The organism is Arthrobacter sp. MDT2-3 (assembly GCF_059090465.1).
The window spans coordinates 731,898-756,597 of the sequence record NZ_JBNHFS010000001.1 but is presented as its reverse complement, the minus strand read 5'-3'; the positions used below and the strand labels follow the sequence as shown (position 1 = coordinate 756,597).

19 protein-coding genes are annotated in these 24,700 nt (G+C 65.5%); 4 read left to right on the top strand and 15 right to left on the bottom strand.

From position 1 onward, the window contains the following. Positions 1-7: 7 nt before the first annotated feature. From AC5RUQ_RS03485 to lysS, 5 genes are all read right to left on the bottom strand, one after another. Entirely contained in the window at positions 8-2,131 is a 2,124-nt protein-coding gene (locus AC5RUQ_RS03485) for a S9 family peptidase (RefSeq protein ID WP_493946004.1), read from the bottom strand. 425 nt (positions 2,132-2,556) lie between these two features. Next, positions 2,557-5,049 (bottom strand): ATP-dependent Clp protease ATP-binding subunit, encoded by a 2,493-nt coding sequence (locus AC5RUQ_RS03480; protein ID WP_163161328.1) that lies wholly within the window; start codon positions 5,047-5,049, stop codon positions 2,557-2,559. A 347-nt stretch (positions 5,050-5,396) separates the two neighbouring features. Then, on the bottom strand, positions 5,397-5,735 hold the full coding sequence (locus tag AC5RUQ_RS03475) for a histone-like nucleoid-structuring protein Lsr2 (protein ID WP_493946003.1): 339 nt from the start codon (positions 5,733-5,735) through the stop codon (positions 5,397-5,399). 133 nt (positions 5,736-5,868) lie between these two features. Further along, positions 5,869-6,048, bottom strand: a complete 180-nt coding sequence (locus AC5RUQ_RS03470) for a hypothetical protein (protein WP_493946002.1) — start codon at positions 6,046-6,048, stop codon at positions 5,869-5,871. 2 nt (positions 6,049-6,050) lie between these two features. Next, a complete protein-coding gene (gene lysS, locus AC5RUQ_RS03465) occupies positions 6,051-7,589 on the bottom strand; it encodes a lysine--tRNA ligase (RefSeq protein ID WP_493946001.1) in 1,539 nt (512 codons plus the stop codon). 68 nt (positions 7,590-7,657) lie between these two features. Between lysS and AC5RUQ_RS03460 the strand changes: the two genes are divergently transcribed. Next, positions 7,658-8,512: an alpha/beta fold hydrolase gene (locus tag AC5RUQ_RS03460; protein ID WP_493946000.1), complete on the top strand. Its 855-nt coding sequence runs from the start codon at positions 7,658-7,660 to the stop codon at positions 8,510-8,512. Here the strand turns inward: AC5RUQ_RS03460 and atzF are convergent. The 5 genes from atzF to AC5RUQ_RS03435 are packed head-to-tail and all read right to left on the bottom strand — an operon-like array spanning position 8,509 to position 17,274. Further along, positions 8,509-10,371: an allophanate hydrolase gene (atzF, locus tag AC5RUQ_RS03455; protein ID WP_493945999.1), complete on the bottom strand. Its 1,863-nt coding sequence runs from the start codon at positions 10,369-10,371 to the stop codon at positions 8,509-8,511. The genes AC5RUQ_RS03460 and atzF overlap by 4 nt on opposite strands. Next, on the bottom strand, positions 10,368-14,159 hold the full coding sequence (gene uca, locus AC5RUQ_RS03450) for an urea carboxylase (RefSeq protein ID WP_493945998.1): 3,792 nt from the start codon (positions 14,157-14,159) through the stop codon (positions 10,368-10,370). Before uca ends, atzF begins: the two co-directional genes overlap by 4 nt. Then, positions 14,156-14,833 carry an urea amidolyase associated protein UAAP2 gene (locus AC5RUQ_RS03445; RefSeq protein ID WP_493945997.1) on the bottom strand — a complete coding sequence of 226 codons (678 nt, stop codon included), beginning with the start codon at positions 14,831-14,833 and terminating at the stop codon, positions 14,156-14,158. Before AC5RUQ_RS03445 ends, uca begins: the two co-directional genes overlap by 4 nt. Beyond that, a complete protein-coding gene (locus AC5RUQ_RS03440; RefSeq protein WP_493945996.1) occupies positions 14,830-15,711 on the bottom strand; it encodes an urea amidolyase associated protein UAAP1 in 882 nt (293 codons plus the stop codon). Before AC5RUQ_RS03440 ends, AC5RUQ_RS03445 begins: the two co-directional genes overlap by 4 nt. A gap of 60 nt (positions 15,712-15,771) precedes the next feature. Continuing rightward, entirely contained in the window at positions 15,772-17,274 is a 1,503-nt protein-coding gene (locus AC5RUQ_RS03435; protein ID WP_493945995.1) for an amino acid permease, read from the bottom strand. Between the two features lie 226 nt (positions 17,275-17,500). Between AC5RUQ_RS03435 and AC5RUQ_RS03430 the strand changes: the two genes are divergently transcribed. Both AC5RUQ_RS03430 and AC5RUQ_RS03425 read left to right on the top strand, forming a co-directional pair. Further along, positions 17,501-18,169: a TetR/AcrR family transcriptional regulator gene (locus AC5RUQ_RS03430; protein WP_493945994.1), complete on the top strand. Its 669-nt coding sequence runs from the start codon at positions 17,501-17,503 to the stop codon at positions 18,167-18,169. A 74-nt stretch (positions 18,170-18,243) separates the two neighbouring features. Continuing rightward, positions 18,244-19,080: an alpha/beta fold hydrolase gene (locus AC5RUQ_RS03425; RefSeq protein WP_493945993.1), complete on the top strand. Its 837-nt coding sequence runs from the start codon at positions 18,244-18,246 to the stop codon at positions 19,078-19,080. 91 nt (positions 19,081-19,171) lie between these two features. Here the strand turns inward: AC5RUQ_RS03425 and AC5RUQ_RS03420 are convergent, their stop codons facing one another. From AC5RUQ_RS03420 to AC5RUQ_RS03410, 3 genes are all read right to left on the bottom strand, one after another. Next, the gene (locus tag AC5RUQ_RS03420) at positions 19,172-20,650 is read right to left on the bottom strand and encodes a DHA2 family efflux MFS transporter permease subunit (RefSeq protein ID WP_493945992.1); all 1,479 of its coding nucleotides are present in this window, start codon (positions 20,648-20,650) and stop codon (positions 19,172-19,174) included. Positions 20,651-20,833: 183 nt separating this feature from the next. Further along, positions 20,834-21,400, bottom strand: a complete 567-nt coding sequence (locus tag AC5RUQ_RS03415) for a type 1 glutamine amidotransferase domain-containing protein (protein WP_493945991.1) — start codon at positions 21,398-21,400, stop codon at positions 20,834-20,836. Positions 21,401-21,601: 201 nt separating this feature from the next. Next, on the bottom strand, positions 21,602-22,192 hold the full coding sequence (locus AC5RUQ_RS03410) for a TetR/AcrR family transcriptional regulator (protein WP_493946391.1): 591 nt from the start codon (positions 22,190-22,192) through the stop codon (positions 21,602-21,604). Between the two features lie 208 nt (positions 22,193-22,400). Here AC5RUQ_RS03410 and AC5RUQ_RS03405 point away from each other — a divergent pair, with 208 nt between their 5' ends. Next, a complete protein-coding gene (locus tag AC5RUQ_RS03405) occupies positions 22,401-22,664 on the top strand; it encodes a hypothetical protein (RefSeq protein WP_493945990.1) in 264 nt (87 codons plus the stop codon). A 39-nt stretch (positions 22,665-22,703) separates the two neighbouring features. Here AC5RUQ_RS03405 and AC5RUQ_RS03400 read toward each other — a convergent pair whose 3' ends face one another. Both AC5RUQ_RS03400 and AC5RUQ_RS03395 read right to left on the bottom strand, forming a co-directional pair. Continuing rightward, positions 22,704-23,414: an ANTAR domain-containing protein gene (locus AC5RUQ_RS03400; RefSeq protein WP_493945989.1), complete on the bottom strand. Its 711-nt coding sequence runs from the start codon at positions 23,412-23,414 to the stop codon at positions 22,704-22,706. A 9-nt stretch (positions 23,415-23,423) separates the two neighbouring features. Continuing rightward, positions 23,424-24,122 (bottom strand): GAF and ANTAR domain-containing protein, encoded by a 699-nt coding sequence (locus tag AC5RUQ_RS03395; protein WP_493945988.1) that lies wholly within the window; start codon positions 24,120-24,122, stop codon positions 23,424-23,426. Positions 24,123-24,700: the final 578 nt, after the last annotated feature.

Sequence of the window (24,700 nt, the reverse complement as noted above, 5' to 3'; positions counted from 1 at the left end):
AGGGTGACTAACGTCCCAGATCAGCAGGCAAGGGCAGTTCCTGGTCCAGGACGTTCCGGGCCAGGAAGTGCTCCACGACGCCGTACCAGACTTTTGCGTGCTGGGGCTGGAGGACCCAGTGGTTCTCGTCGGGGAAGTACAGGAACCGGTGCGGGGTCCGGCCGTCCTGGTCCGCCGCGAGCTGCGATTTAGACAGCAGTTCGTACCAGAGGCGCAAGCCTTCCCCGATCGGTACGCGGTAGTCCTTGTCGCCATGGATCACCAGCATGGGGGTGCTGATCTTTTCCACATGAAGATGCGGCGAGTTCTCCAGCGCCATCTCTTCGGTCATTTCCTTCAGCCAGTACTGCGAGGCATCCGTGGTGGGGCCGAACTGGTCCAGCGCCCAGAGGCTCGCGTGCGTCACTATCGCCTTGAACCTGTCCGTCTGCCCCGCAACCCAGTTGGCCATGTAGCCGCCAAAGGAACCGCCCATAGCTGCCGTGCGGTCCGCGTCAATATCGGGGCGGTCGACGGCGGCATCAGTCACCGCCATGAGATCGGTGAACGGGCCCTTACCCCATTCGCCCCAGCCCCGCTGGATGTAGTTCTGGCCATAGCCGGTGGAAAGGGCCGGATCGGGCAGGAGCACCGCGTACCCCTTCGCTGTCAGCAGCCAGGGGTTCCAGCGCCAGGTCCAGGCATTCCAGGACCCCAGGGGTCCACCATGGATCCACAGCAGCATCGGCGCCGGGGAGCCCGCAGACGCACCCTCAGGCAGCGCAAGGTAGGCCGGGACGCGCGAGCCGTCCGCCGCCGTCGCCGCAATCCGTTCCAGCCTGCCGGGGCGGCTGGGCCGTTCCGCCGGTGCCGGCAACCTGGTGGTCTCACCGGTTTGCAGGTCGATGCGGACTGCCTCCGGTGGGAATTCGTAAGAACTGCGCAGGGCGTAGGCGCTGCGACCCTCAGGCGAAACCACGACGTCGGTGTAGGCCGCCGCGTCCTGGGTCACCCGGGTGACGCTCACTTCAGCGGCAGACGCCGGGACGGTGATCCGGAAAATTGGCGACGCGCCGTCGTCGTCCGCGGTGACCAGGAGGGCGGAACCGTCTGGCAGCCACGCTGCCGGCTTGGCCCAGCGGTCCCAGTCGTGCGCCAGAACGGTCAGCTGCCCAGTGCCGGATGCTGACGCTTCGGAGACATCCAGGAGGTGCAGCTTTACCTGGGGAGCCTGGCGTGGAGTGGTGTCGCTTTCGCTCACCACCACCAGGGTGTTGCCGTCCGGGCTGACCGGGCCGGGAAAGTAGCTCATGCCCTCGTGGTCCAGGAGCACCCTGGTGTTTCCGGAGGCCACGTCAATGGCCACCAGGACGGAGCGGCTGTCCGCCTTGGCCAGCGGTTTGGTGTAGCTCGCGTAGATGGTCCGGCCATCGGGGCTGACGGCAATTTCCGCCTCCCGCAGCCGCGGACCTGCGTCGGGTGTGAGGTTCCGAAGGGTCAATGGCACCGTGGAGTCGACAGTGGCGGGTTTGCCGGGGTCCTTCTCTTTTCCGGGCTCGACCGCGAAGATCCGAGGCTGGCCGGGCCCAAGGTCCGCGTCCCAGTAACGCACCGGATACTCGCTGTGCAGGATGGCGGAGACTTTGTTGTCCTTGCGCGACTTCCGCCGCTCGGCGTCGTCATCTTCATCGGCCGAGCCCGCCAAGACTTCCGCTACAACGAGCGTCGCGTCCGCCGCTATGGCTGTCCTCACAGCACCGACGCCGCCGGGACGGTTCAGCACCACGCGGGCTTCACCGCCGTCGGCGGGAAGGAGCCACAGGGCATTGACGGGATCGCCTTCGGGGCTGTCAGGGTCGGGCCGGGCTGAGGTGAAGTAGACGTCACCGTTGGCTGCGAACGCCGCTCCGGCCTCGCCCTTGGCGCTGCGCGTGATGCGTCGCGCCTGCTTCTGCCCGGCCGGATCGAGCTCCCACAGGGCCGTGCCAAATTCGGTTCCCTTGCCGCTAAGGGTGGCCACGGTGGTAACCAGCCGCCGGCCGTCAGGGCTCATCGCCAGCCCGCTCACCCGGGGGATGGAGAGGTAATGGTCCAGATCATGGAAAGGGGTCAAAGGTTGTTCGTCCGGGATCGCCGGATTCAGATTAGCCATGCCCCCGATTCAACCCGACTTGTGCTTCCGGTCACAACCACTTCACTACCGGCGGAACGCCCCGAAGTTTTCGAAGGCTGCAATGCAAGGCGCGTCGCCGGCTTGGCGCCGTCGGTCCGTGGCAGGGTCGCGCCGCCAGCGGCGCCATTTGCCGCTTGCTGCTCCTTCGTCGCTCTGACGCAAGCTACACAAATGACCCCGGCACCTGCGCTTGGTGCCCCGCGGGCACGAGGTGCCGGGCATGTAGGCGCCGTCAAAGCGAGGAACGAGCAGGCGCCGGGAAATCTCTGATGGCCGGCACCGGACTCAACCATGGAAAGGCACCGAGTCCCAGTGACGCACCCGGACTCAACCTTTGGGCGGTGTGGGTTAAAGGCGAAAGGCCCCGCCAGCTCTGGGAGCTGGCGGGGCCTTCCGGTGGTGCTTTAGACGCTCGGGGCGATTTCCGGGATACGCGGCTTGGCGTTGCCGGCGAACGTGAACTTGGCGTCGTCGCCGTCGCCTTCCACGTCCACTACCACGATGTCGCCGGCGTGAATCTCGCCGAACAGGATCTTCTCGGAGAGCTGGTCCTCGATCTCGCGCTGGATGGTGCGGCGCAGCGGCCGGGCACCCATGGCGGGGTCGTAACCGCGGGTTGCGAGGAGCACCTTGGCGGCGGGCGTGAGCTCGATGCCCATGTCCTTGTCCTTGAGGCGCTTCTCCAGCCGGGTGACGAAGAGGTCCACGATCTCGATGATCTCGTCCTGGGTGAGCTGCGGGAACACCACAACGTCATCCACACGGTTCAGGAACTCGGGACGGAAGTGCTGCTTGAGCTCCTCAGTGACACGGGCACGCATGCGGTTGTAGCCGGTTTGCGTGTCAGTGCCGGACTGGAAGCCGGTGGCAACACTCTTGGAGATATCCCGGGTACCGAGGTTGGTGGTCATGATGATCACGGTGTTCTTGAAGTCCACCACGCGGCCCTGGGAGTCGGTCAGGCGGCCGTCTTCCAGGATCTGCAGGAGGGAGTTGAAGAGGTCCGCGTGGGCCTTTTCCACTTCGTCGAACAGCACCACGGAGAACGGACGACGCCGGACCTTCTCGGTCAGCTGGCCGCCCTCCTCGTAGCCCACGTAGCCCGGAGGGGCACCGAAGAGCCGCGAGACGGTGTGCTTCTCGGAGTACTCGGACATGTCCAGGGTGATGAGGGCGTCCTCTTCACCGAACAGGAACTCCGCGAGTGCCTTGGCGAGCTCGGTCTTGCCGACGCCGGTGGGGCCGGCGAAGATGAACGAGCCACCCGGGCGCTTGGGGTCCTTGAGCCCTGCACGGGTACGGCGGATTGCCTGGGACAGAGCCTTGATGGCTTCGTTCTGGCCCACAACGCGCTTGTGCAGTTCGTCTTCCATCTTCAGCAGCCGCGAGGACTCTTCCTCGGTCAGCTTGAACACGGGAATACCGGTGGAGTTGGCCAGCACCTCGGCGATGAGATCCTCATCCACCTCGGAGATGTCATCCATGCCGCCGGACTTCCAGTGGCGTTCCTTCTCCGCGCGCTCGGTGATCATCTTCTGCTCCTTGTCACGGAGCGAAGCTGCACCTTCGAAGTCCTGCGCGTCAATCGCGGACTCCTTTTCCATCTTCAGCTTGGCGATGCGCTCGTCCATGGCCTTGAGCTCCGGCGGAGCGGTCATGCGGCGGATGCGCAGCCGTGCGCCGGCCTCATCGATCAGGTCGATCGCCTTGTCCGGGAGGAAGCGGTCCGAGATGTAGCGCTCGGCGAGGCTGGCGGCGGACGCCAGGGCGCCGTCGGTAATGGTGACGCGGTGGTGCGCCTCGTAGCGGTCACGCAGGCCCTTGAGGATCTCGATGGCATGCGCCACGGAGGGTTCCTTGACCTGGATCGGCTGGAAGCGGCGCTCGAGGGCGGCATCCTTCTCGATGTGCTTGCGGTACTCGTCCAGCGTGGTGGCACCGATGGTCTGCAGTTCACCGCGGGCCAGCATGGGCTTCAGGATGGACGCAGCATCGATGGCACCTTCGGCGGCACCGGCACCCACGAGGGTATGGATCTCGTCGATGAAGAGGATGATGTCGCCGCGGGTGCGGATTTCCTTGAGGACCTTCTTCAGGCGCTCTTCGAAGTCACCGCGGTAACGGGAGCCTGCCACCAGGGAACCGAGGTCCAGGGTGTAGAGCTGCTTGTCCCGAATGGTCTCCGGGACGTCACCGCGGACAATCGCCTGGGCCAGGCCTTCGACGACGGCCGTCTTACCGACGCCCGGCTCACCGATCAACACAGGGTTGTTCTTGGTGCGGCGGGAGAGGACCTGCATGACGCGCTCCATCTCCTGCTCGCGTCCGATGACCGGGTCCAGCTTGTTCTCGCGGGCAGCCTGGGTCAGGTTGCGGCCGAACTGGTCCAGGACAACAGAGCCGGCCGGGGCACCTTCAGGCTGGCCCGAGCCGACGCCGGCGCCGGTGGTTTCCTTGCCCTGGTAGCCCGAAAGGAGCTGGATGACCTGCTGGCGGACCCGGTTGAGGTCGGCGCCGAGCTTGACCAGCACCTGGGCGGCAACGCCCTCACCCTCGCGGATGAGGCCCAGCAGGATGTGCTCCGTGCCGATGTAGTTGTGGCCCAGCTGGAGGGCTTCGCGCAGCGAGAGCTCCAGCACCTTCTTGGCACGGGGGGTGAAGGGGATATGCCCGGACGGCGCCTGCTGGCCCTGTCCGATGATCTCCTGCACCTGCTCGCGAACGCCGTCGAGCGAAATGCTCAAGGACTCAAGAGCTTTGGCGGCAACGCCCTCACCCTCATGGATCAGACCCAAGAGGATGTGTTCGGTACCGATGTAATTGTGGTTCAGCATGCGTGCCTCTTCTTGGGCAAGCACAACTACGCGACGGGCACGGTCCGTAAATCGCTCAAACATTTCGCCACACTCCTAGCTACGACGTACTTTGATGCTACGTGGCTGACCCAGACTTGTGGAGCGTGTTCGCCACGGGGGAAACCGCGCCGGGACCGGGAATATCGGCAGAGGCCGCTTTGCAGCCCTGCCGGCACCTTCAGTGAGCAGTTAAAGAGCCCTCCCAGGGACCGGATCCGTGGCAGTCGCTGGCTTACTGTGGCGTCCTCTGCCACCCACCCCGCCACCGGCCCGCGCATCCTGGCCCTGCGGGAGCAATTTCTGTTGAGCCTCGCATTTCAGGTTTGGAAACGGCAAAAGCCCTGCCTCCCGAACCGGGATGCAGGGCTTTTTGCGGGCCGAGGCCGTAACTAGGAATTGGCCTTTTGGTAGGCTTCCTGGATTTCGGCCTGAATTCGGCCGCGGCTGTTAACGGTATAGCCGTTTTCCCGCGCCCATTGGCGAATCTGCGCCGAATCGTGACTGCGGCCTCCACCGGAGGCTTTGGTCCGGGCAGCCCGCCCGCCGCTGCCGCCGGAAGCCTTACGGGCGGCGCCAATAAACCGTTCCAATGAGGAACGGAGTTCAGCGGCATTGGCCGCCGATAGATCAATCTCGTAGTTGACCCCGTCAAGGCCGAACTTAACATTCTCGTCTGCGGATCCCCCATCCAAATCATCAACGAGGATGATGTTTACTTTCTGTGCCATTTAAAGTCTTCCTCTTGGAAAGGGTTCGATTTTCAGAAAAGCAGGATGTTTCCCTAAAAGTATGACTCTCTTTATGGCAACGCGTCAAAGCGGCAAATGGTTCCGGGGGATAAAAGGGGGAAAGCTCAGGGGTTTATCTATTCGTTTCCGGATCCGGCCGGTCCACCGGCGCCGCCGATCGTGCTTCGGCTTCTGCCTGGGCCTGTGCCTCTGCCTGCCGTTCGGATTTGTCCGCATTAAAGATTGACTTCATGGCAAACCAGAAAAGCAGGCCGACCACCAGCGAAGGCAGGAGTACAGCTACGTATTCCACGATCAGTGTCCTTCAGGCTTCAGCAGCGGGAAGAGGATTGTTTCGCGGATGCCGGCCCCGGTGAACAGCATCACCAAGCGGTCGATGCCGAGGCCGATGCCACCCATCGGCGGCGCACCGTATTCGAGGGCGCGCAGGAAGTCTTCGTCCAGCTGCATTGCCTCATCGTCGCCGGCGGCTGCATGCCGTGACTGCTCGGTGAGCCGCTCCCGCTGGATGACCGGGTCGATGAGCTCGGAGAAGGCGGTGCCGCGCTCCATGCCACCAATAATCAGGTCCCAGGCCTCGATCAGCCGGCCGTCCTCCCGGTGCGGGCGGGCCAACGGCTGGGCAGAGGGCGGGTAGTCGTACACGAACGTGGGGTTCAGCAGTGTGGGCTCCACGATTTCGCCGAAAAGCTCCACGGCCAGCTTCTCGGCGTCCCACTTGGGGTCAACCTTGACGTCGTGCTTTTCGGCAATTTCCCTCAGTACCTCCAGGGAAGTCTCCGGCGTGACTTCCTGGCCAACGGCGTCGGACAGGCCCGGGTAGACGGAAACCCATGCCCAGTCGCCGTCGAGGTTGATTTCCCCTGCTTCGGTGTGAAGGACACGGCCGGCACCCACGGCATCGGCGGCGTCGAGGATGATCTCCTTGATGCGCTGCGCCATAACGAACTGGTCCGCCCACGCCTCGTAGCACTCAAGGGTGGTGAATTCCGGGCTGTGGGTGGAGTCCACGCCCTCGTTGCGGAACACGCGGCCCATGTCGTAGACGCGGTCGATGCCGCCCACCACGGCACGCTTGAGGTACAGCTCGGTGGCGATGCGCAGGGTCATCTTCTGGTCGAAGGCGTTCATGTGGGTCTCGAACGGCCGCGCCAGGGCGCCGCCGTGGACCAGGTTCAGGATGGGGGTTTCGACTTCAACATAGTTGTGGCGGAAGAGTGTTTCGCGGATTGAGCGCGTGATGGCCGCGCGGGTGTACACCATTTCACGGGCTTCGTCGCGGACCATCAGGTCCACGTAGCGCTGGCGGACGCGCGTTTCCTCGTTGAGCTCCGCGTGGAGTACGGGCAGCGGGCGGAGCGCCTTGGAGGCCATGGACCAGGACTCGGCCATAACAGAGAGCTCGCCGCGGCGGGAGGAGATGACCTCGCCCTTGATGAACACGTGGTCGCCGAGGTCAACCAGCGCCTTCCAGTCGGCGAGCGCTTCCTCGCCTACGTTGGCAAGGCTGAGCATTGCCTGCAGGCGCGTGCCCTTGCCGTCGGTACCGCCCTCCTGGAGGGTTGCGAAGCACAGCTTTCCGGTGTTGCGCACGAACACCACGCGGCCGGTGACGCCGACGACGTCGCCGGTGGTGTCGTCTGCCTCGAGGTGGGCGTACTTTTCACGGATCTCGGAGAGCGAATGCGTCCGCTCCACACCCACCGGGTACGCCTCGGCGCCGCGCTCGATCAGTTTGGCGCGCTTCTCCATGCGGATCCGCATCTGCTCGCTGGCATCGAGCGGCTCTGGGGAGTTCTTGGGCGAGGGGGTGTTTTGGGAAGTCACAATCATCAAGTTTACCGGGAGTTGGGCTGGCCCGGCTTCGCTGGCGGCAGTGGGCTCCCGCCTAGGATGGGGTGGTGAAAGAACAGGTCATTCCAACGCACGACGGCGGCCGCCTCGCCTTGTACAGTTACGGCACCGGGGATGCGCCGGGAGAACGGCGGGTGCTCCTGATCGGCGGCGCGTTCCTGACTGCGCTGATCTACCGGCCGTTTTCGGTTGCGCTGGCCAAGGGCCTGGGTGAGGGGTGGGCCGTGGACGTCTACGACCGCCGTGGACGGGGCAGCTCCTCCGAGCAGCCGCACGGCTATTCCATGGCCACGGAGATCGCCGACGTCCGTACCGTCCTGGATGCCACCGGTGCCCGGAATATCCTGGGCCACAGCCTGGGCGGGTCGGTGGCACTGAACGCCGTGCAGGAGTTCACCGGAACCTCCTACGTTCCGGACAAGCTGGCAGTGTACGACGCTGCCGTCAATATTGATGGCAGCATCGACACCTCCTGGTTGTCCGGATTCGAAGACGCCGTGGACAGCGGCAAGGTTGGCCGCGCCCTTGCCCATATGAAGAAGGCCACGAGCCCCGGGTCGGCGATGGCGAAGATCCCGGAGCCCGTGCTCGCCGGGCTGATGGCCCTGTTGTCCCGGACGAAGGTCAACAGGATGTTCCGTGAGGTGATGCCCAGTGGCGTTGGCGAGCTGCGGGCCGCCTACAAGGAGGCGGACCACGCCAGGGATTTCAGTGTGTTGCCTGCCAACACCCATTTCATGGCCGGCGGCAAGAGCCCCAGCTACTACAAGGCAACGGCTGAGCGGCTGCATGCGGCCGTCCCCGGCAGCACCTATGAGCTCTCCCCCAAGGGTTTCCACGGTTCCATTCCCGCCGCCGTGAACGAACTGGTCTCCGACATCTCCGAATACTTCAAGAGCTAGGCGCCACGGCGGAAACCGGCCAGCGCCGCGCCGCCCAGGTTCTGCCACACACTCCGCGCCTCCTGCTGCTCCTCTCCGCCTGCCGGCCCGGTCCGGTCTGCCAGCCAATCGCCATAGCGGGTGATGTCTTCCCCGGATGCCGCCGCGACAGCGTCGCAGGCAAACCCGACGGCCTTGGAACCGTCCGAAAGCTCCACTGACCCGAGCAGCATGGGCTCCCGGAGGGAAGCCAGAAAGGAGCCCATCCCCGCTTCGGACAACAGCCACCGCTCCCCCACCAGTTCCGCGCCGCCGTCGTCCGAGCGGTACACCCCCGGCTTCGGCGGCACAGTGTCGAGGGACACCATGCGGTAGCGGGCGGCCGTACGCACCGGGCCGTCCCACGCCGCACCAAGTTCCTCCAGCTGCGGTGCCAGCGGCTGCCCCTTGCGGTGCGCGCCCACCACTACCATCGGTACAGCGGCGGCCCCGGCGGCTACTGGCCAGGGGAATGACGACGGCGCACGGCCGGCAGGCTGCGCGGCTGCCGGCGCCGCCCCCTGGGCGAAGAGTGCGGGAACGTCCGGGGTTGCCTCCAGCAGGCGTGCGATGTGGGCGGCAACAGCATCTTCGAAGGTCCTGCCCACCACGGTCACGCCGAACTGGGCACCGTCCACTTCACCGGCAGGCACAGCCACCGCGCACAGGTCGAACAGGTTGCAGAAGTTCGTGTACGTGCCCATCAACGAGTTCACGCCCACAGGATCAGCGGCTACCTCGGCGAGGGTGGGATGGAAGGGCGCGGTGGGGATCAGCAGGGCGTCGAACCCGTCCAGCCGTGCCATCGCCTTTCGCTTCAGTTCTTCCAGCTTCGCGGTGTCGTTGACGTAGCGGTGGGCGGGCACCGTGCCCGCAGCCCGGATGATGCGTTCCACCGTGGGATCGATGCCCGCCTGAGCGTCCGCATCGGCGCCGGCTGTTTCAAGGAAACCGCCGACGGCGGCATAGCGCTCCGCCACCAGCGCACCGTCGTACAGCAGCCGGGCGGCCTCAAGGAAGACATCAAATTCGATGGCTTCCGTGTCCACTCCCGCATCCCGCAGCCGGTTGATGTTCCGGTGGAATTCCGCCGCCCAGGCCTCCGGCAGTCCCGGCAGGGTTGCCGGATACGCTATCCGCGGTTTTTCCGGCGCGGCCAGCCGGATGTCCGCCGGCCAGGCCCGGGCTCCTCCCGCCATGACGCCCATGGCGAGCTCGGCGGTGGACAGCTGGCGGGCGAAGATGGTGACGGCGTCCCAGGACCGGCAGGCCGGCACCACCCCGGCCGTGGAGACGACATGCAGCGTCGGTTTGATGCCCACGATTCCCTGCAGCCCCGCGGGCACGCGGCCTGATCCTGCAGTGTCCGTTCCGATGGCGATATCCGCCAGCCCCAAAGCCACGGCGACGGCAGAGCCGGAGCTTGAGCCGCCGGAGATAAAGTCCGGACGGCGGGAGTCGCGGACTGCACCATGCGGGCTTCGCGTACCTACAAGGCCTGTCGCAAACTGGTCGAGGTTGGTGGCCCCCAGGACGAGGGCACCGGCGGCACGGAGGCGGGCCACTGCTTCCGCATCCTTGTCCGGCTGGTAAGCGAAGCCGGGGCACGCCGCCGTCGTCGGGATCCCTGCTACGTCAACGTTGTTCTTGACGGCGAGCAGGAGCCCGGCGAGCGGCAGGTCCGCCCCACCGGCAGCGGCCGTGTCAATGGCGGCAGCTTCGGCCAGCAGTTCGTCCGCACTACGGAGGGCGATCCAGATCTCGGGGCGATCCACTGCGTCCAATGCGGTGAGGGCGGCCTGGACCCGCCTGGTGGCAGCGCCGATGGTTCCGTTGCTCATACTGCTGCCGCTTCCAGTTCTGGTGCTTCCAGCGTCTGCGCTCCCGGGGCTGCGCCCGGAGTTACAGGCTCGGTTTCGGCACCCAGCCCGCCAAGGATCACCACCGCCTCACCCGCAACCACCTGCGAGCCCGCAGTCGGCAGGACCTGCAGGACCACGCCGTCACACGGCGCTTCGAGCACGGTTTCCATCTTCATGGCCTCCAAAGACACCAACGGCTGCCCCCGCACCACCCGGTCCCCTACCGCCACGTCAACTTTCCAGACGCTGGCAGCAAACGGTGCGGAGACAAGGGATCCTCCCTCGGGAACGACTACTTCGTCTGCATCCGATGACACGACGGCGGCAAGCGCGTCCGCGCGGTCAAACTCCCCGGCGTCGGCCCAGGCCTGCCGTTCCACCGCGAACGCCGCGCCCTGCTTCTCCCGGAACGCCGTGATGGACTCCCGGTTTTCCTCCAAAAACACCTCATGGTCAGCCAGCGAGAATGTGCCGTCCTCAATGTCCACGCCGCGGCCCCTGCCTGCGGCCATGTCCGCCCGCAGGTCCAGGAGTTCCTCGGGGCTGACCGGGTACCAGGAGATGCGGTCGAAGAAGCGGAGCAGCCACGGCGAGCCCGGCTCAAACGGGGCGGAGTCCGCGTACCGCGACCAGACCTGCGTGGTGCGGCCCACGAACTGGTAGCCGCCGGGCCCTTCCATGCCGTAGATGCACATGTACGCTCCGCCGATGCCCACCGCGTTCTCCGGTGTCCAGGTGCGGGCCGGGTTGTATTTGGTGGTAACCAGGCGGTGGCGTGGATCCAGTGGGGTTGCCACCGGGGCGCCAAGGTAGACGTCGCCCAGCCCCAGGACCAGGTATTCGGCATTGAAGACGGTGTCAAACACCTCGTTGACGGAGTCCAGGCCGTTGATCCGCCGGATGAATTCGATGTTCCACGGGCACCAGGGGGCGTCGTCGCGGACACCTGCCATGTAGCGTTCGATCGCTTCACGGGTGGCGGGATCGTCCCAGGAGAGCGGCAGCCGGACGGAGCGGCTGGGAACCACCAGCTCCGAGCTCGCAGGCAGCGCGGTCTCAACTTCCTGGACGAGGTCCAGCAGGCGCTTGGTGGACAGGACGGACGGATCCACCTTGATCTGCAGGGAGCGGATCCCGGGGGTGAGGTCCACTATTCCCGGCACGCGGAGCTGCTCAAGGTGCTGGTGCAGCGCGTGGACCCTGGCCCGGAGCCCAAGGTCCAGGACCATCTCCCCATACTCGACCAGCAGGTTGTCGTCCCCGGACCGGCGGTAGGTGACCGCGGGCCTGCCGGAACTTTCCGGCACGCGGCCCAGCACGCCGTCGTCGCCATCCCCCCGCGCCGTGCGGCTGGCAGGTGCCGATGCGTGGGCGCCTGCTGCCGTGAGCCGGGAGATGTCCGGGGACCAGCCTGCGCCGCCCGGCAGCACCAACTGCCGGCCAGGTCCCAGATCCTTGGCCGACGGCGCCTGGCGCACCGGAATGGGTACGAACCGGACTTTGTCGCCGGGCCGAAGCTGGCCGAGCTTCCAGCGGTCCGCGGTGACTACCGTGACCGGGCAGACGAACCCGCCCAGGCTGGGCCCGTCGGGACCGAGCAGGATGGGTGTGTCCCCGGTGAAGTCCAGGGCTCCCACCGAATATGCGGTGTCGTGGATGTTGGACGGGTGCAGGCCGGCTTCGCCGCCGTCGGTCCGGGCCCAGCGCGGTTTGGGGCCGATAAGCCGGACACCGGTGCGGGCGGAGTTGAAGTGGACCTCGTACTCGGAGGCGTAGAGCTCTTCGATGTCCTCACGCTGGAAGAACTCCGGTGCGCCGTGCGGCCCTTCCGCGACGGTCAGTTCCCAGGCTGAAGTCAGTGCAGGCCTGCTGTCCAGCGGTACGGCTGCCACCGGCGCTTCTTCACTATTTGCGGCTCCGGAGACGGCCGGGGCAACTGCGCGGAGCACGTCGCCTGCGCGAAGGACGCGCCCGGCATGGCCGCCGAACTGCCCGAGGGTGAAGGTGGAGGCGCTGCCCAGGTACTGCGGGATGTCCAGGCCGCCCTGGAACAGGATGTAGCCGCGAAGCCCGTTGCCGCCGGCGGTCCCGACGTCGAGCGTTCCACCCGCAGGGACCGTGACAGGTGCCCAGGTGGTCACCTCCGTCCCGTCAACTGTCACTGTTACCTCAGTGCCGGTGACGCAGACAGTGGTGCGGTGCGTAAAGGTCAGGCTGGGGCCGGTCATGGTGAATTCCAGGCCGGGAGCACCCTCCGCGTTCCCGAGGGCGGTGTTGCCGAGCCGGAAGGACAGGTCGTCCATGGGCCCGCTGGGCGGTACGCCGATCTGCCACAGCCCTGTCCGGCCCGGCCAGTCCTGCACGGTTGTCTGCAGGCCGGGGCGGCCCACGGTAATGCGTGGCTCCGGGTCCCCCACGTTATCCAAAGTGCTCGTGGAGTGTTGTACGGCACGGACCACGTCCAGTCCCGTTGCGGCGCGGAGCAGGCCGAGGTTGGTCTCGATCCCGTCGATGCGGGTGCCGGCGAGCGCGGTGGCGAGCCGGTCAAGGGCTTCGGAGCGGTCTGCCCCGGCGGTGATGATTTTGCCCAGGAGCGGATCGTAGTTGGTGGAAACCTCGGTGCCGGTCTCGGCCCAGGCGTCCACGCGGACGTCCCCGAACGCGGGATAGACGGCGTTGGTGACGGTGCCGGCGCTGGGCTGGAAGCCGCGGGCGGGGTCCTCGGCGTAGACGCGTGCTTCCACGGCGTGGCCCGAAACCGGCAGGCTGTCCGGTACTTCCGCGAGGACCGTTGCGGCCTCGGTGCCGCCCTGGGCCAGGCGGAGCATCCATTCCACCAGGTCCACGCCGGTGACGGCCTCGGTGACAGGGTGCTCTACCTGGAGCCGGGCGTTGACTTCGAGGAAGGAGGCTTCGCGGCGGACGGAATCGTAGACGAATTCCACGGTTCCGGCGGAGCGGTAGTTGAGGGACGCGCAGAGGGCACGGGAGCTGCGGTGAAGTTCCTCGCGCAGCTCGTCCGGGAGGTCCGGTGCGGGCGCTTCCTCAAGGACCTTCTGATGGCGGCGCTGGAGGGAGCAGTCCCGATCACCGAGGCTGACCACCCGGCCTTCGCCGTCGCCGAAAACCTGGACCTCGACGTGCCGGGCGTTTTCGACGTACCGCTCAGCGAACACTCCGGCGGTGCCGAAGCTGGCGGCCGCCAGGCGGGCTACGCGCGGGAAGCTTTCCACAAGTTCGGCCTCCGTGCGGCAGACCGTCATGCCGATTCCGCCGCCACCGCCGGTAGCTTTGAGCATCAGCGGGAAGCCAATTGCGGCGGCTGCCGCGACGGCGCCGTCCACGTCCGCCAGCAGCCCGGACCCGGCGATCATCGGCACTCCTGCCGCCCGCGCAGCATCCCTGGCGGTGTGTTTGGTGCCGAAAATGCGGAGCTGTTCGGCGGTGGGTCCCACAAAGACCAGGCCCGCGGCCTCGACTGCCTCTGCGAAGGCGGCGTCCTCGGACAGGAAGCCGTAGCCGGGGTGGATGGCTCCGGCACCGGTGGACCTGGCCGCTTCCAGCAGCGCATCCACGCGGAGGTAGGATTCCTTCGCCGGTGCGGGCCCGAGGAGCACTGCTTCGTCCGCCAGCCGGACGTGCTTGGCACCGCGGTCCGCTTCGGAGAACACGGCCACCGTCCGGAGTCCCAGCTTGCGGGCGGATTCGATGATGCGGCAGGCGATTTCGCCGCGGTTGGCAATCAGGAGGGTGTCGAAAGTGCTCACAGGGCTGCCTCCGACCGGGTGACGATCATGCGGACAGGGGTGGGGTTGAAGCCGTTGCACGGGTTGTTGATCTGGGGACAGTTGGACACCAGCACCAGGGTGTCCACTTCTGCGCGCAGTGCCACGCGCTTTCCGGGTGCGGAGAGTCCGTCGACAATGCCCAGGGCGCCGTCCGGGTCCACCGGAACATTCATGAACCAGTTGATGTTGGACACCAGGTCCCGCTTCCCGAGTCCCCAGCGTGAGCCCTCGATCAGGAAGTTCTCCACGCAGGCGTGCTGTTCGCGGGTGTGCTGCCCGTAGCGGAGGGTGTTTGATTCCTGGGAGCAGGCCCCGCCGATGGTGTCGTGGACGCCCACCTCGTCTGCCACGACGGTCATCAGGGGAACTCCCGTTTCCGCCCGCAGGACCGAACCGGTGGTCAGGACGATGGACTGCTGCCGGGCGATGGTGACGGCGGCGGAGTAACGGACGGTGGTGTCAGCCGCGGCGTACAGCAGGCAGTCCACGGCCTGGTTGCCTTCCAGGTCCACGATGGTCAGCACGTCTCCGGCAGGGATCACTGCGGACCAGGGGCCGCGGGCTTCGACGAACTCGTCAAGGACCACTTCGCCCGGTGTGAGGGCAAGGTTGCGGGCGTCCGCGATGGGATCGGTGTAAGTGGCGGTGTTCATCGGGCGTTCCTTGCGATCAGGTCGTGTTCGGTGTTGTGCAGTGCCTGCAGGTGTTCCGGAGCCAGGGGCCCGGTGAGGGTGCCCTCTCGCAGCGCTGCGAGGTCTTGCGGCGCGTGCCAGGCAACGATGTCGACGGCGGTTCCGGTGAAGTCTGTGCGCGGGTCCAGCGGGTGCGCTGTATTGGCAAGAACCAGGACCGCATCCAGCTGGAGCAGAAGTTCGACGGCCGCGCCCGTGCCGGCACTTCCGGTGAAGGTGATACTGCCGGAAGGGTCAACGCTGGCTCCCTTGAACAGGGACAGCGACGGTGCCACGTCGCGGGGACCCAGGCCACTCTTAAGGGCGCCAAGCGTGAGCAGTTCCCGGGCGGCCGGAGATGCGCTGTGGGCGGTTCCTGCACCGTACCTTGCCGTGTTGCCTTCAAGTGTGGTGGCCCCGGTCAGGGCGTCGTGCCGGGTCGAGCTGTCAGCGACGATCGTGGCAATCAGCCGGCCGGCGTCGGAAAGGAGCGGGTGGCCTGCACCAGGGTAGGCCTGCCAAGGGACCTTGACGGTGTCAGCGATGTTGAGCCGTTCGTGCAGGGCTCCGGCGCGGTAGAGCAGGGCATGCACGCAGGCATCCCCCTGGGTATCCGTGAGCCTGATCCTGGTGCCGCGGGCCAGGGTCATGGTGGTGTAGCGGCCGAAGGCCAGGGATTCCGCCCAGGAAAGCTCGGCGATGGCGCCTTCAGGAAGGCCCGCCGTCAGCCGTGCCGGGGCGGAATCACCCGGAACGAAGCGCATGGTGTCAGTTGTCCTGCCGTGCTGATCCCTGGCGTGGGCACGGGCGCCGGCGGTGGTGGCCGTACCGGCTGCTGGGCTTTCGGTTACTTGTGTCATGTCAGTCCTATTGGTCCGCGTGGTTGCGTTAGTCGGAAAGCTGGTGAAGTTTTGGGTGGCTTAGGCGTTGGCGGCCAGGTTCCTGCGCCGGACCCAGAGTCCAAGGAGCAGGGCCACCGTCACCATGAGCGGTGCTGAGTAGAGGAGGATGCCGTTTTCACCAGTCGGGTCGTACACCTCGGGCCGGGGCCAGGCGAGGTTGACCACCATCAGCGCTCCGTAGAGGACGGCGAGGATGTTGACGGGCAGGCCCCAGCGTCCCAGCGAGAAGAGTCCTGCCGGCAGGGTCTGCCCTACCCGGTTCCAGTCGCCCCGGAGCCGGTTGAGCAGCTGCGGCACGGTGACCAGGAGGTAGGCGATGTAGACCATAACGATGCAGACGCTGCAGAGGGTGGTGAACAGGGCGGCATTGCCTACGTTGATGGCCAGCACGCCGACTGCCAGGGCGCCGATGACGATCGAGGGCCACATGGGTGTCCCGCGGGTGGGATGGACAGAGGACAGCAGCGCCGAGGCCGGGAGTTTCCCGTCGCGTGCCATGGAGAACACCAACCGCGAGCCGGCTGTCTGGATGGCAAGGGTGCACACAAAGATGGCGATGGCCACGTCCACCAGAAGGACCTTGCCCCAGAAGGTGCCCAGGACTGCGGTGAGGACGTAGGGCAGGCCTTCAGTGGCGAGCCGGCCGTCGTCAAGGCTTGGTGCGGCCATCAGGGCGGTGATGATCATCAGTGCTCCGCCGATTCCGGAGATGAGCAGGGCCGAAAGGATGGTGCGCGGCGCGGTACGGCGGGGGTCCTTGGTCTCCTCGGAAAGCTCGCCGGCGGAGTTGAAGCCCACCATGACGTAGGCGGCCATCAGTCCGGATACCAGGAAGGCTCCTACCGCCCCGAGGTCCGAGCCCTGGAGCACGGTGGTGTCCGCAACAACGTCGGGCCCGCGCTGCGCGGCGCTGATGAGTGCAAGGATGACCGCCACGACGCCGACGATTTCGCAGGTGACGCCGACGGAGTTGACGTGGGCCATGAGCTTGACGCCGAGGGAGTTGATAATGGTGGTGGCCACGAGGAGCACTGCTCCCAGGATGACAGCGTTGGCAGCGCCGGTCACGGTATTCAGCGCCGGATCACCGCCCACTATCTGGAACCCGTCCCAAAGCTGGGGTAGCACCACCTGCAGGGCGATCGCAGCGGCGGCCGCAGTAACTACTTGGGCGATGGCCATGAACCAGCCGGCGAACCAGCCCACGCCCTCGCCACCCACACGGCGTGCCCACTGGTACACGGCTCCCGACAGCGGGTAGCGGGCGGCGAGTTCCGCGAAGTTCAGGGCCACAAGAAGCTGGCCCACCAGCACCACCGGCCAGGTCCAGAAGAAGGCCGGCCCGGCGAACGAGTAGCCAAAGGCGAACAGCTGGAAGATGGTGGTCAGGATGGACACGAAGGAAAAACCGGCGGCGAAGGAAGCGTAGCGGCCGAGTTTCCGGTGAAGCGTGGGCTCGTAGCCAAGGGACGTCAGGTCCGCATCGTCCGCATGGACGGTGGGAAGAACGGTTGAGGTCATCGGATTCTCCGGGGGCTGGAACGGCGTTGGGGTGGAGCCTTCCGGTAGTGCAGCACTCGGCCGATGGCTGCGGAATACCGGTCACTTGATAGTTTTCCAGCGCGATGTCCCCAACGAGTTTCGCCTCTGTAAAAGGCACATAGACATCTTGTTTCCGCTGTATTTCCGTCCCCTCACCTCCAGCCGGAGCGCCGAAAGGCGCGGATGCGGGTGCAAGAATGATGCGGTGACTTCAGCCGGACCGGGGAGACCCCGCAGCCAACAGCCCTCCAGGCCCGGGGCCACCGCCCGTGACGAAATCCTGGACGCGGCGGCCGAGCTTTTCACCACCCAGGGGTTCGCCAACACGTCCACCCGCTCCATTGCCGATGCCGTGGGGATCAGGCAGTCGTCCCTCTATCACCACTTCAAGACCAAGGACGACATCCTCGAAGACCTGCTGGAGGGCACCGTGCTGGGCGGGCTGAAGTTTGCGCGTGCGGTGGCGGAGCTGCCAACTGAAGGGCCGGCCGGAAGCCGGCTCCACGCCGTCGCGCTCTACGACGGAACGCAACTGTGCAGCGCCCGCTGGAACCTCGGAGTCCTCTACCACCTGCCCGAGGCCCGCAGCGCGCGCTTCGCACGTTTCCTCACGGACCGGCAGGAGCTGCGCAACCTGTACCGGGAGCTGGGAGCGGCGTTGTCCCCCGGTGACCCGGCAGTCGCTCCAGGAGGCGATTCCGGTGATCTCGCCTTCCGCCTGGTCGAATCCCTGATTAACCTTCGCGCTGACGGAATGGCGACATCCGGCTCGCCGCTGCAGGCGGCTGATGCCGGTCTTATCCTCTGCGGGCTTGGCCGGGAGCTGGCCGCCATTCGCGAACAAAGCGCCGCGCTCATCAAAAGCCTCGGCTGACAGCCCTTGTGCACCTCAGGCGGGTGACGGTGTCCATGGTGCCTGTGTTCAGGTTGCTCGGCTAGGCTCGGAACATGACGCGTGAGAACATCAGGACCCCCGACGGCGGCACTCTGGAGCTCTTCTCCACGGGTGGGGAGCTTGCTTCCGCCGGTTCGGGCGTTGTTATTGTCCCGCCCTCAATGGTGACCGCTGCGGACTACACGAGGTTCGCGCAGAAGCTCAGTGCAGCGCTGGGCCGTCCGGTCCACACCTTCAACCGCCGGGGCCGGGGTTCCTCATCGCCCCAGCCCGAGGACTACACCCTTGATGTGGACATCCGCGACCTGGCGACGGTCATGAAGCACACGTCCAGCACGGACGTGTTCGGCCACAGCTTCGGCGGCGCCGTTGCCCTTCACGCCGCCCGCACACTCCCGGTGGAACGGCTCGCTGTCTATGACCCCGCCGTCTCCGTGAACCACAGCGTCAAGGCCGACTGGACCGCCGAGTACGAGCGCGCCGCCGCTGCCGGGGATGACGACCGCGCCCTTGCTGTCCTGCAGCGCGGCCTTGAAGCCGGCGGCGCCTTCTCCTCCCGCATGCCGCTCTCCATGCTGACGCTGGCCAACAAGCTGACCGCCGGGACATCTGAGGGTAAACAACAGCGCGAGATGATGAGGACCGGCGTCCGGGAAATCAAGGCGATCATCGCCGCGGACATGCCGGCAGAGCCGTTCCTGGAACTGCCGCTGGAGACGCTGATCGTGGTGGGCGAGAAGAGCCCGGCCTACTTCGGGGTGGCCTGCGGCCAGATCCACGACGTCCTCTCAGGCTCCAGCTACACCATCCTGCCCGGCCACGGCCACGACGGTGTCATCAAAGCCCCGGACCGGCTGATCAAGGAACTTGCCGACTTCTACGCCGGCTAGCCCAAAACTACGCAAAGTAACTCGCAGTTAACGTCGCGAAAAGCGCTTTTCGCGACATTAACTGCGAGCCAGTTGGGCCAACAGCGGTGCATTAGTGGCCGGGAGCGTGCCCCGGGCCGGCACCTTCGGTCTTGCGCATCATCGCTGAAAGAACGACGGCGGCGAAGGCTATGACAGTCGCCGTCAGGAAGGCGGCGCTCATCCCGGCAACAAGGCCCGACGTCGCCGATACAACGGCGAAGATGGACACCAGCAGGGCAGTGCCCGCGGCGCCGGCCACCTGCTGCGTGGTGCTCATGATCGCGGACCCGTGCGAGTAGAGGTGCGGCGGAAGCGGGTTCAGTCCGGTGGTGAATGCCGGAGTGAAGAGCAACGCCAAACCGAAACTCAGCCCCACGTGAAGGGTGACGATCCACGCCACTGACGTGCCGGCGTCGAGCATTGAGAACTGCCAGAGGGCCAGCACCATGAGGATGGAGCCGGTGATGGTGAGCGGCAGCGGCCCTATCCTGTCGAACAGCCGGCCGATGACCGGCCCCAGCAGGCCCATTGCCAGGCCGCCGGGAAGAAGCGCCAGGCCGGTCTCCAGGGAGCCCAGGCCGCGGATCTCCTGCAGGTACAGGGGCAGCAGGATGACGCCGCCGAACAGCGCCATCATTGCCACCACCATCAGCAGGACCGAAACGGTGAACATACGGAAGTTGAATGCGCGCAGGTCCAGCAGCGGGGCTTCGGCCTTCTGCAGGCGAAGCTGGCGAAGGACAAATGCCGTGAGGCCGGCGAGACCAATGGCCAGCGCGGTGATGGCGACAGCGCCCGGGCCGGCCTGGCCGCCGTGGCCGCCGCCGATCTGGCTCAGGCCATAGACCAGTCCGCCGAATGCCGGGACGGTGAGGACGACGGAAAGTGCGTCCAGCTTCGTCTTCTCCACCTCACCGATGTTGGTCAGGTACTTGGCACCAATGGCAAGGGCGGCCAGGGCCACTGGGAGGACGAACACAAACATAAAGCGCCAGGTGAAGTGTTCAAGGATCAGTCCGGAAACCGTGGGGCCCATGGCCGGGGCCACCGAGATTGCGATGCTGACGTTGCCCATTACGGCGCCGCGCTTGGCCAGCGGAACCAGGGTCAGGATGGTGGTCATCAGCAGCGGCAGCATGATGGCCGTCCCGCCAGCCTGGACGATACGGGCCAGCAGGAGCAGCTCAAAGCCGGGAGCTACTGCCGCGAGGGCGGTACCGCCGGCGAATAGGCCCATGGCCAGCATGAACACAGCCCTGGTGGACAGGCTCTGCAGGATGAATCCGGTGGTGGGGATAACCACGGCCATGGTGAGCATAAAGCCGGTGGAGAGCCACTGCACGGTGGGCGCGTCCACCTGCAGTTCCACCATGAGCCGCTGCAGGGCGACGTTCATGATGGTCTCGTTGAGGATCACCACAAACGTTGCCACCAACAGCGTGCTGATGATGGTCACCGATTCGCGGGACATCTTCTCCGGTGCGGCGGGCTTGGTTCCTGCAGCTTTAACGGACTGGCCGCTGGCGTTCGGAGAAACTTCGGTAGACATGCGTGTTCCCTCAGGGAGTTGTGGAAGTGGTGCGCGATCAGTGTCGCTGCAGACTCCAACACTCTACCGCTTGGAGTAATTCCTCCTCTCGGAATTTTTCTTTAACCCTGAGGGAACAGCGGGAATTCAAAAAGGGCCGCCGGCGGACCGATCAGGCCTCCGGGCCGCCACCCGTCCCGGAGATCAGGCGGTCTGGCCGGCGTGCTGGCCCTCCGAGATTTCCTCCACCAGTTTGCCGTTGAAGGCCGGGAGGTCATCCGGGTTGCGGCTGGTGACCAGGCCCTGGTCCACCACCACTTCCTCGTCCGTCCAGTTGGCGCCTGCGTTTTTTAGATCCGTCTGGAGGGTGTGGTAGGACGTGAGGTTCCGCCCGCGCACCACTCCGGCTTCAATGAGCAGCCAAGGTCCGTGGCAGATGGAAGCAACGGGCTTGTGCTGTTCGAAGAAGCTTCGGGTGAAGCTTTGGGCGTCCTTGTCCACGCGGAGGTGGTCCGCGTTAACTACGCCACCGGGAAGGACCAGGGCGTCAAAGTCGGAGGCGTTCGCCTCGGCGACTGTTAGGTCGACGTCGAATGTGTCACCTTTTTCGGTCCCTTTGTAACCCTGCAGCTTTCCGCTCTTGGGGGCCACCAGGAGGGGTTGCCCGCCGGCGTCCTTGACTGCCTGCCAGGGGCTGGTGAGTTCAACCTGTTCGACGCCGTCCGTCAACAGGAATGCGACCTTCTTGCCTGCGATGCTGTGTTCTGACATTCTTTCCTCCTCGCTGGGGGCGGACGCCGCCTTGGGCGATACGCGCGCGGCGTTGCCGCTTCGAGAGTCCTTTGCCTGACGGTTTCCAGCCTAGGAAGGCGGAAAGTAATAAGCAAGCTGAGTATTCTTAGGCCATCCTGCGGCGACGAGAGGCTGGACTGGCACGGGAAAATGCCAGTGCCCCGATACCTGATGGTTGAGCTAGCTCCGGTGGTGCTCGATCAACCAGCCGGCCATCTGCTGTGCGCGCTTGGCCGCCTGCATGTCGCCCTCGGTAGCAGAGATAATGGAGCCCTTCATGAGGATGTGCCAGGACCGGGCAAACTCCTCGGGACGTTGGAGTCCTGCTTCTTCAGCCAGGACCTGCACATGCCCCCGGATCTTGGCGAGGTAATCGATGCTCGCCTGGCCCAGCGGATGGGCCGGGCCCATCTCCAGCAGGACGTTGATGAAGGAACAGGCTTCAAAATCCTCGCTGAGGAACCAGTCGCCGAAGACGTCGAAAATGGCCAGAAGCTGATCGGTGGGAGTTTCCCCCCTCCGACGCGCCCCCGAGACTATGGCGTCCACGGTCCACTGCTTGTCCCGCTGTTCAAGGAAGGCAAGGACCAGGGAGTCTTTGGATGGGAAATGCCGGTAAAAAGTTGCCTTGGCTACCCCGGACCGCTCGATCAGCTCGTTGACACCCACGTCACGCACTCCGCGGCGGGAGAAAAGTTCGTAGGCCACGGACATGATCCTGGCCACGGATTTGGCTGCCCCGCTTTCAGGCGCAGCAGCTTCGGTAACCATGGGTGAAGGAGCCGCCGCGGGAAACGTGGCTGAAGAATCGTTGTCCACCGCTGCCGGTGGAAGTTCCGCTTCTGGATACATGGCCTCTCCAGTTTACTCGCCGTTAGGGAAGACAGACCGGTCTTTCCCCCTGTAATGTTTATTCCAGAGCAGTGCTTACGACGCCGTAGGGGCCCCGGCCGCTTCGGACTGGTGCAAGGAGGCCCCGATGTCAGCAGAGCGGATGTTTCAGAGTGTCCCCTCGGACCCTGATCCCTGGATGTCCGGCGATACGCCTGCCGAAGTTCGTCAGCTCGCCCTCGAGTCGCTTCGGTGGCAGGCGCAGGAGATCATCGACGAAGTGCTCTGCGGAAAGACACCCGGCGATGACCTGGCACGGGCCCGGCTGCGCCGCTGCGTCGCACGGCATCCAGGCAAACCCGAGCAGGCGTTGCTGGAGCAACTGGTGTGCAACCGGGAGTTGCTGGGTTAGGGGCGGGCCCGGCTTACTGGCAGGTCCGATAGGGTCCGGCTAAAGGGTCAGGCTCCGGTCCACAATACGGCCGGCTGTCTCATGAAGTCCTTCATTGTGGGCACGGGCATGGTCCCGTAGCAGCCTGAACGCCTCGTTCATGTCCACCCCGGACGTGTGCGCGATGACTCCCTTGGCCTGTTCAATCAATACCCGGCTGTTCAACGCCCGCTGCAGCTGCTCGTTGACGACGGCCGCCTCCCGGATGGTGCGTTCATGAATGAGGCTGATGGTGGCGACGTCGGCCAGCGCCTGTCCGATTGCCGAATCCTCTTCTGTCAGTGACCCCGGGCTGGAGCCGAAGAGTCCCATCGCGCCGATGGTCCGGCCGTGGATGCGCATGGGCACCGCATGCACCGAACGGAAGCCCTGGGACAACGCCGCGGCCTTGAACTCAGGCCAGCGGGCAAGGGATCGAACGTCGTCCACCTCCACCACAAGACCAGTGACATAGCACTCAACGCAGGGGCCTTCCCCGGCGCGCAATTGGAGGACCTCCACGAGCTGGCTTTCCTCACTCGTTGACGCCAGAACCTGCAGTTCCCCATTGGGATCAGCCAGCACCAGCCCCGCAGCCGCCACATCGAGGAGCCCTACGGACTCTTCGACCAAGGTGTGCAGCAGGTCCAGAACGTCATAGTCTGCAACCAGGGTGTCCGTGAGTTTCACGAACGCCACGCTGACGCGCTCCGCGCGGGTAGTTGATGGCATGGCGCTATTTTACTGCAGAGGGCTGGCCTGAGGGCCGTTTCTGGGGCCCGACTCGAAGGACAACCGGCCTTCAATGACCGCGCCGGCCGTCTCCCGCAGGGTGAGGTCGTGGGCGAAGGCATAAGCCCGCAGCATCAGCAGCGCGTCCGCCGCACTGGCGCCGGATTGGGCAAGGACCATACCCGTGGCCTGGTGAATTTCACGGCGCGACATAAGGACCGGATCCGCGGCTGCATCCGCCTCCGGTGAGCTGACGGTAAGGATCTTTCGGAGGAGGCACCACGAGGTCTGGCCGGCAAGCATAGCCGCTGTTGCCTGCTCAGTCCTGCTGAGTGTTCCCGGTACTGAATGGTAGAGCTCCACTACACCCAGGTCCGCGGCCCCCACCGTCAGCGGGAAGACAAACAGCGCAGCTGCGTCCGTGCCGCTGATCGCCTTGTCAAACATGGGCCAGTCAGGGTGCAGCACGGACTGGGCATCCGGGACGAGCACGGGCAGCCGGGTCCGGACGGCCCGCCAGCGCGGTCCTTCACCCAGACTGAACTGAAGTTCGTCAAGGCGGGCAGCCAGGGCATCGCTCGCACACACCAGTGTTTCAGCCGTGGCACCGCCGAAGAGGGAAACAGCAGCGCCGGTAACGGGCAGTTTGGCGAGATAGGGGCGACACAGGTCTTCTTCACCCGCGGCAAGCCCGGGTGCAACATCCATTGTGAGCCCCTGATCCCTGATTCGGTCCGCTGGCGCAGAGCCGGCTGCTGGCTGAACCGGAACGGCGTGTCCTGACCTAAGGATACTCACCGTCTCTGCCCAGTTTACTTACACAGAATGAGGGCTGTTTTTTAAATTGGCGCGGCTGGATCTCTCCGTCAGGTGGGCAAGCAGCGCCTGCTCAGGGTGGCCGGGATGATTGGCAACGCACGAGCGCAGTCGCAGCTTGATGTCGGCAAGCCCGGGAGAAGGATCATCAAGGATTGAGCTGATGATCTCGAGCGCCTGCACTCCTATCGGGCTTAGGTGGGGCGTCACGGGATGCAACCCTGATGACGTCCGACCGCGACTGGGCGTGGGGGTGGGGAGAGCAATTTCATGACTTGTAGACATCGAGGTCTCCAACAGGGATTCTGTCCCTGGTTGAGCTGATCATGGGAATCTGCTTCTGAAATGGACGTGGCACGTCAGCCACAGGGAGAAATGCACGGTGCATCCGTGCCCGCTGCAGGCACGAACGCGGCTGGGCCGGATGTTGGACGGCCGGGCAGCACAATGCACATAGGCAAATACGGTGT

What these genes read in the sequence shown, in the direction of transcription:
- AC5RUQ_RS03395 (WP_493945988.1), bottom strand. Translation starts at nt 24,122, where the DNA reads ATGGATGTTGCACCCGGGCTTGCCGCGGGTGAAGAAGACCTGTGTCGC.
- lysS (WP_493946001.1), bottom strand. Translation starts at nt 7,589, where the DNA reads ATGATTGTGACTTCCCAAAACACCCCCTCGCCCAAGAACTCCCCAGAG.
- AC5RUQ_RS03485 (WP_493946004.1), bottom strand. Translation starts at nt 2,131, where the DNA reads ATGGCTAATCTGAATCCGGCGATCCCGGACGAACAACCTTTGACCCCT.
- AC5RUQ_RS03420 (WP_493945992.1), bottom strand. Translation starts at nt 20,650, where the DNA reads ATGTCTACCGAAGTTTCTCCGAACGCCAGCGGCCAGTCCGTTAAAGCT.
- AC5RUQ_RS03415 (WP_493945991.1), bottom strand. Translation starts at nt 21,400, where the DNA reads ATGTCAGAACACAGCATCGCAGGCAAGAAGGTCGCATTCCTGTTGACG.
- AC5RUQ_RS03440 (WP_493945996.1), bottom strand. Translation starts at nt 15,711, where the DNA reads ATGACACAAGTAACCGAAAGCCCAGCAGCCGGTACGGCCACCACCGCC.
- AC5RUQ_RS03475 (WP_493946003.1), bottom strand. Translation starts at nt 5,735, where the DNA reads ATGGCACAGAAAGTAAACATCATCCTCGTTGATGATTTGGATGGGGGA.
- AC5RUQ_RS03435 (WP_493945995.1), bottom strand. Translation starts at nt 17,274, where the DNA reads ATGACCTCAACCGTTCTTCCCACCGTCCATGCGGACGATGCGGACCTG.
- atzF (WP_493945999.1), bottom strand. Translation starts at nt 10,371, where the DNA reads ATGAGCAACGGAACCATCGGCGCTGCCACCAGGCGGGTCCAGGCCGCC.
- AC5RUQ_RS03410 (WP_493946391.1), bottom strand. Translation starts at nt 22,192, where the DNA reads ATGGTTACCGAAGCTGCTGCGCCTGAAAGCGGGGCAGCCAAATCCGTG.
- AC5RUQ_RS03400 (WP_493945989.1), bottom strand. Translation starts at nt 23,414, where the DNA reads ATGCCATCAACTACCCGCGCGGAGCGCGTCAGCGTGGCGTTCGTGAAA.
- AC5RUQ_RS03425 (WP_493945993.1), top strand. Translation starts at nt 18,244, where the DNA reads ATGACGCGTGAGAACATCAGGACCCCCGACGGCGGCACTCTGGAGCTC.
- AC5RUQ_RS03480 (WP_163161328.1), bottom strand. Translation starts at nt 5,049, where the DNA reads ATGTTTGAGCGATTTACGGACCGTGCCCGTCGCGTAGTTGTGCTTGCC.
- AC5RUQ_RS03405 (WP_493945990.1), top strand. Translation starts at nt 22,401, where the DNA reads ATGTCAGCAGAGCGGATGTTTCAGAGTGTCCCCTCGGACCCTGATCCC.
- AC5RUQ_RS03445 (WP_493945997.1), bottom strand. Translation starts at nt 14,833, where the DNA reads ATGAACACCGCCACTTACACCGATCCCATCGCGGACGCCCGCAACCTT.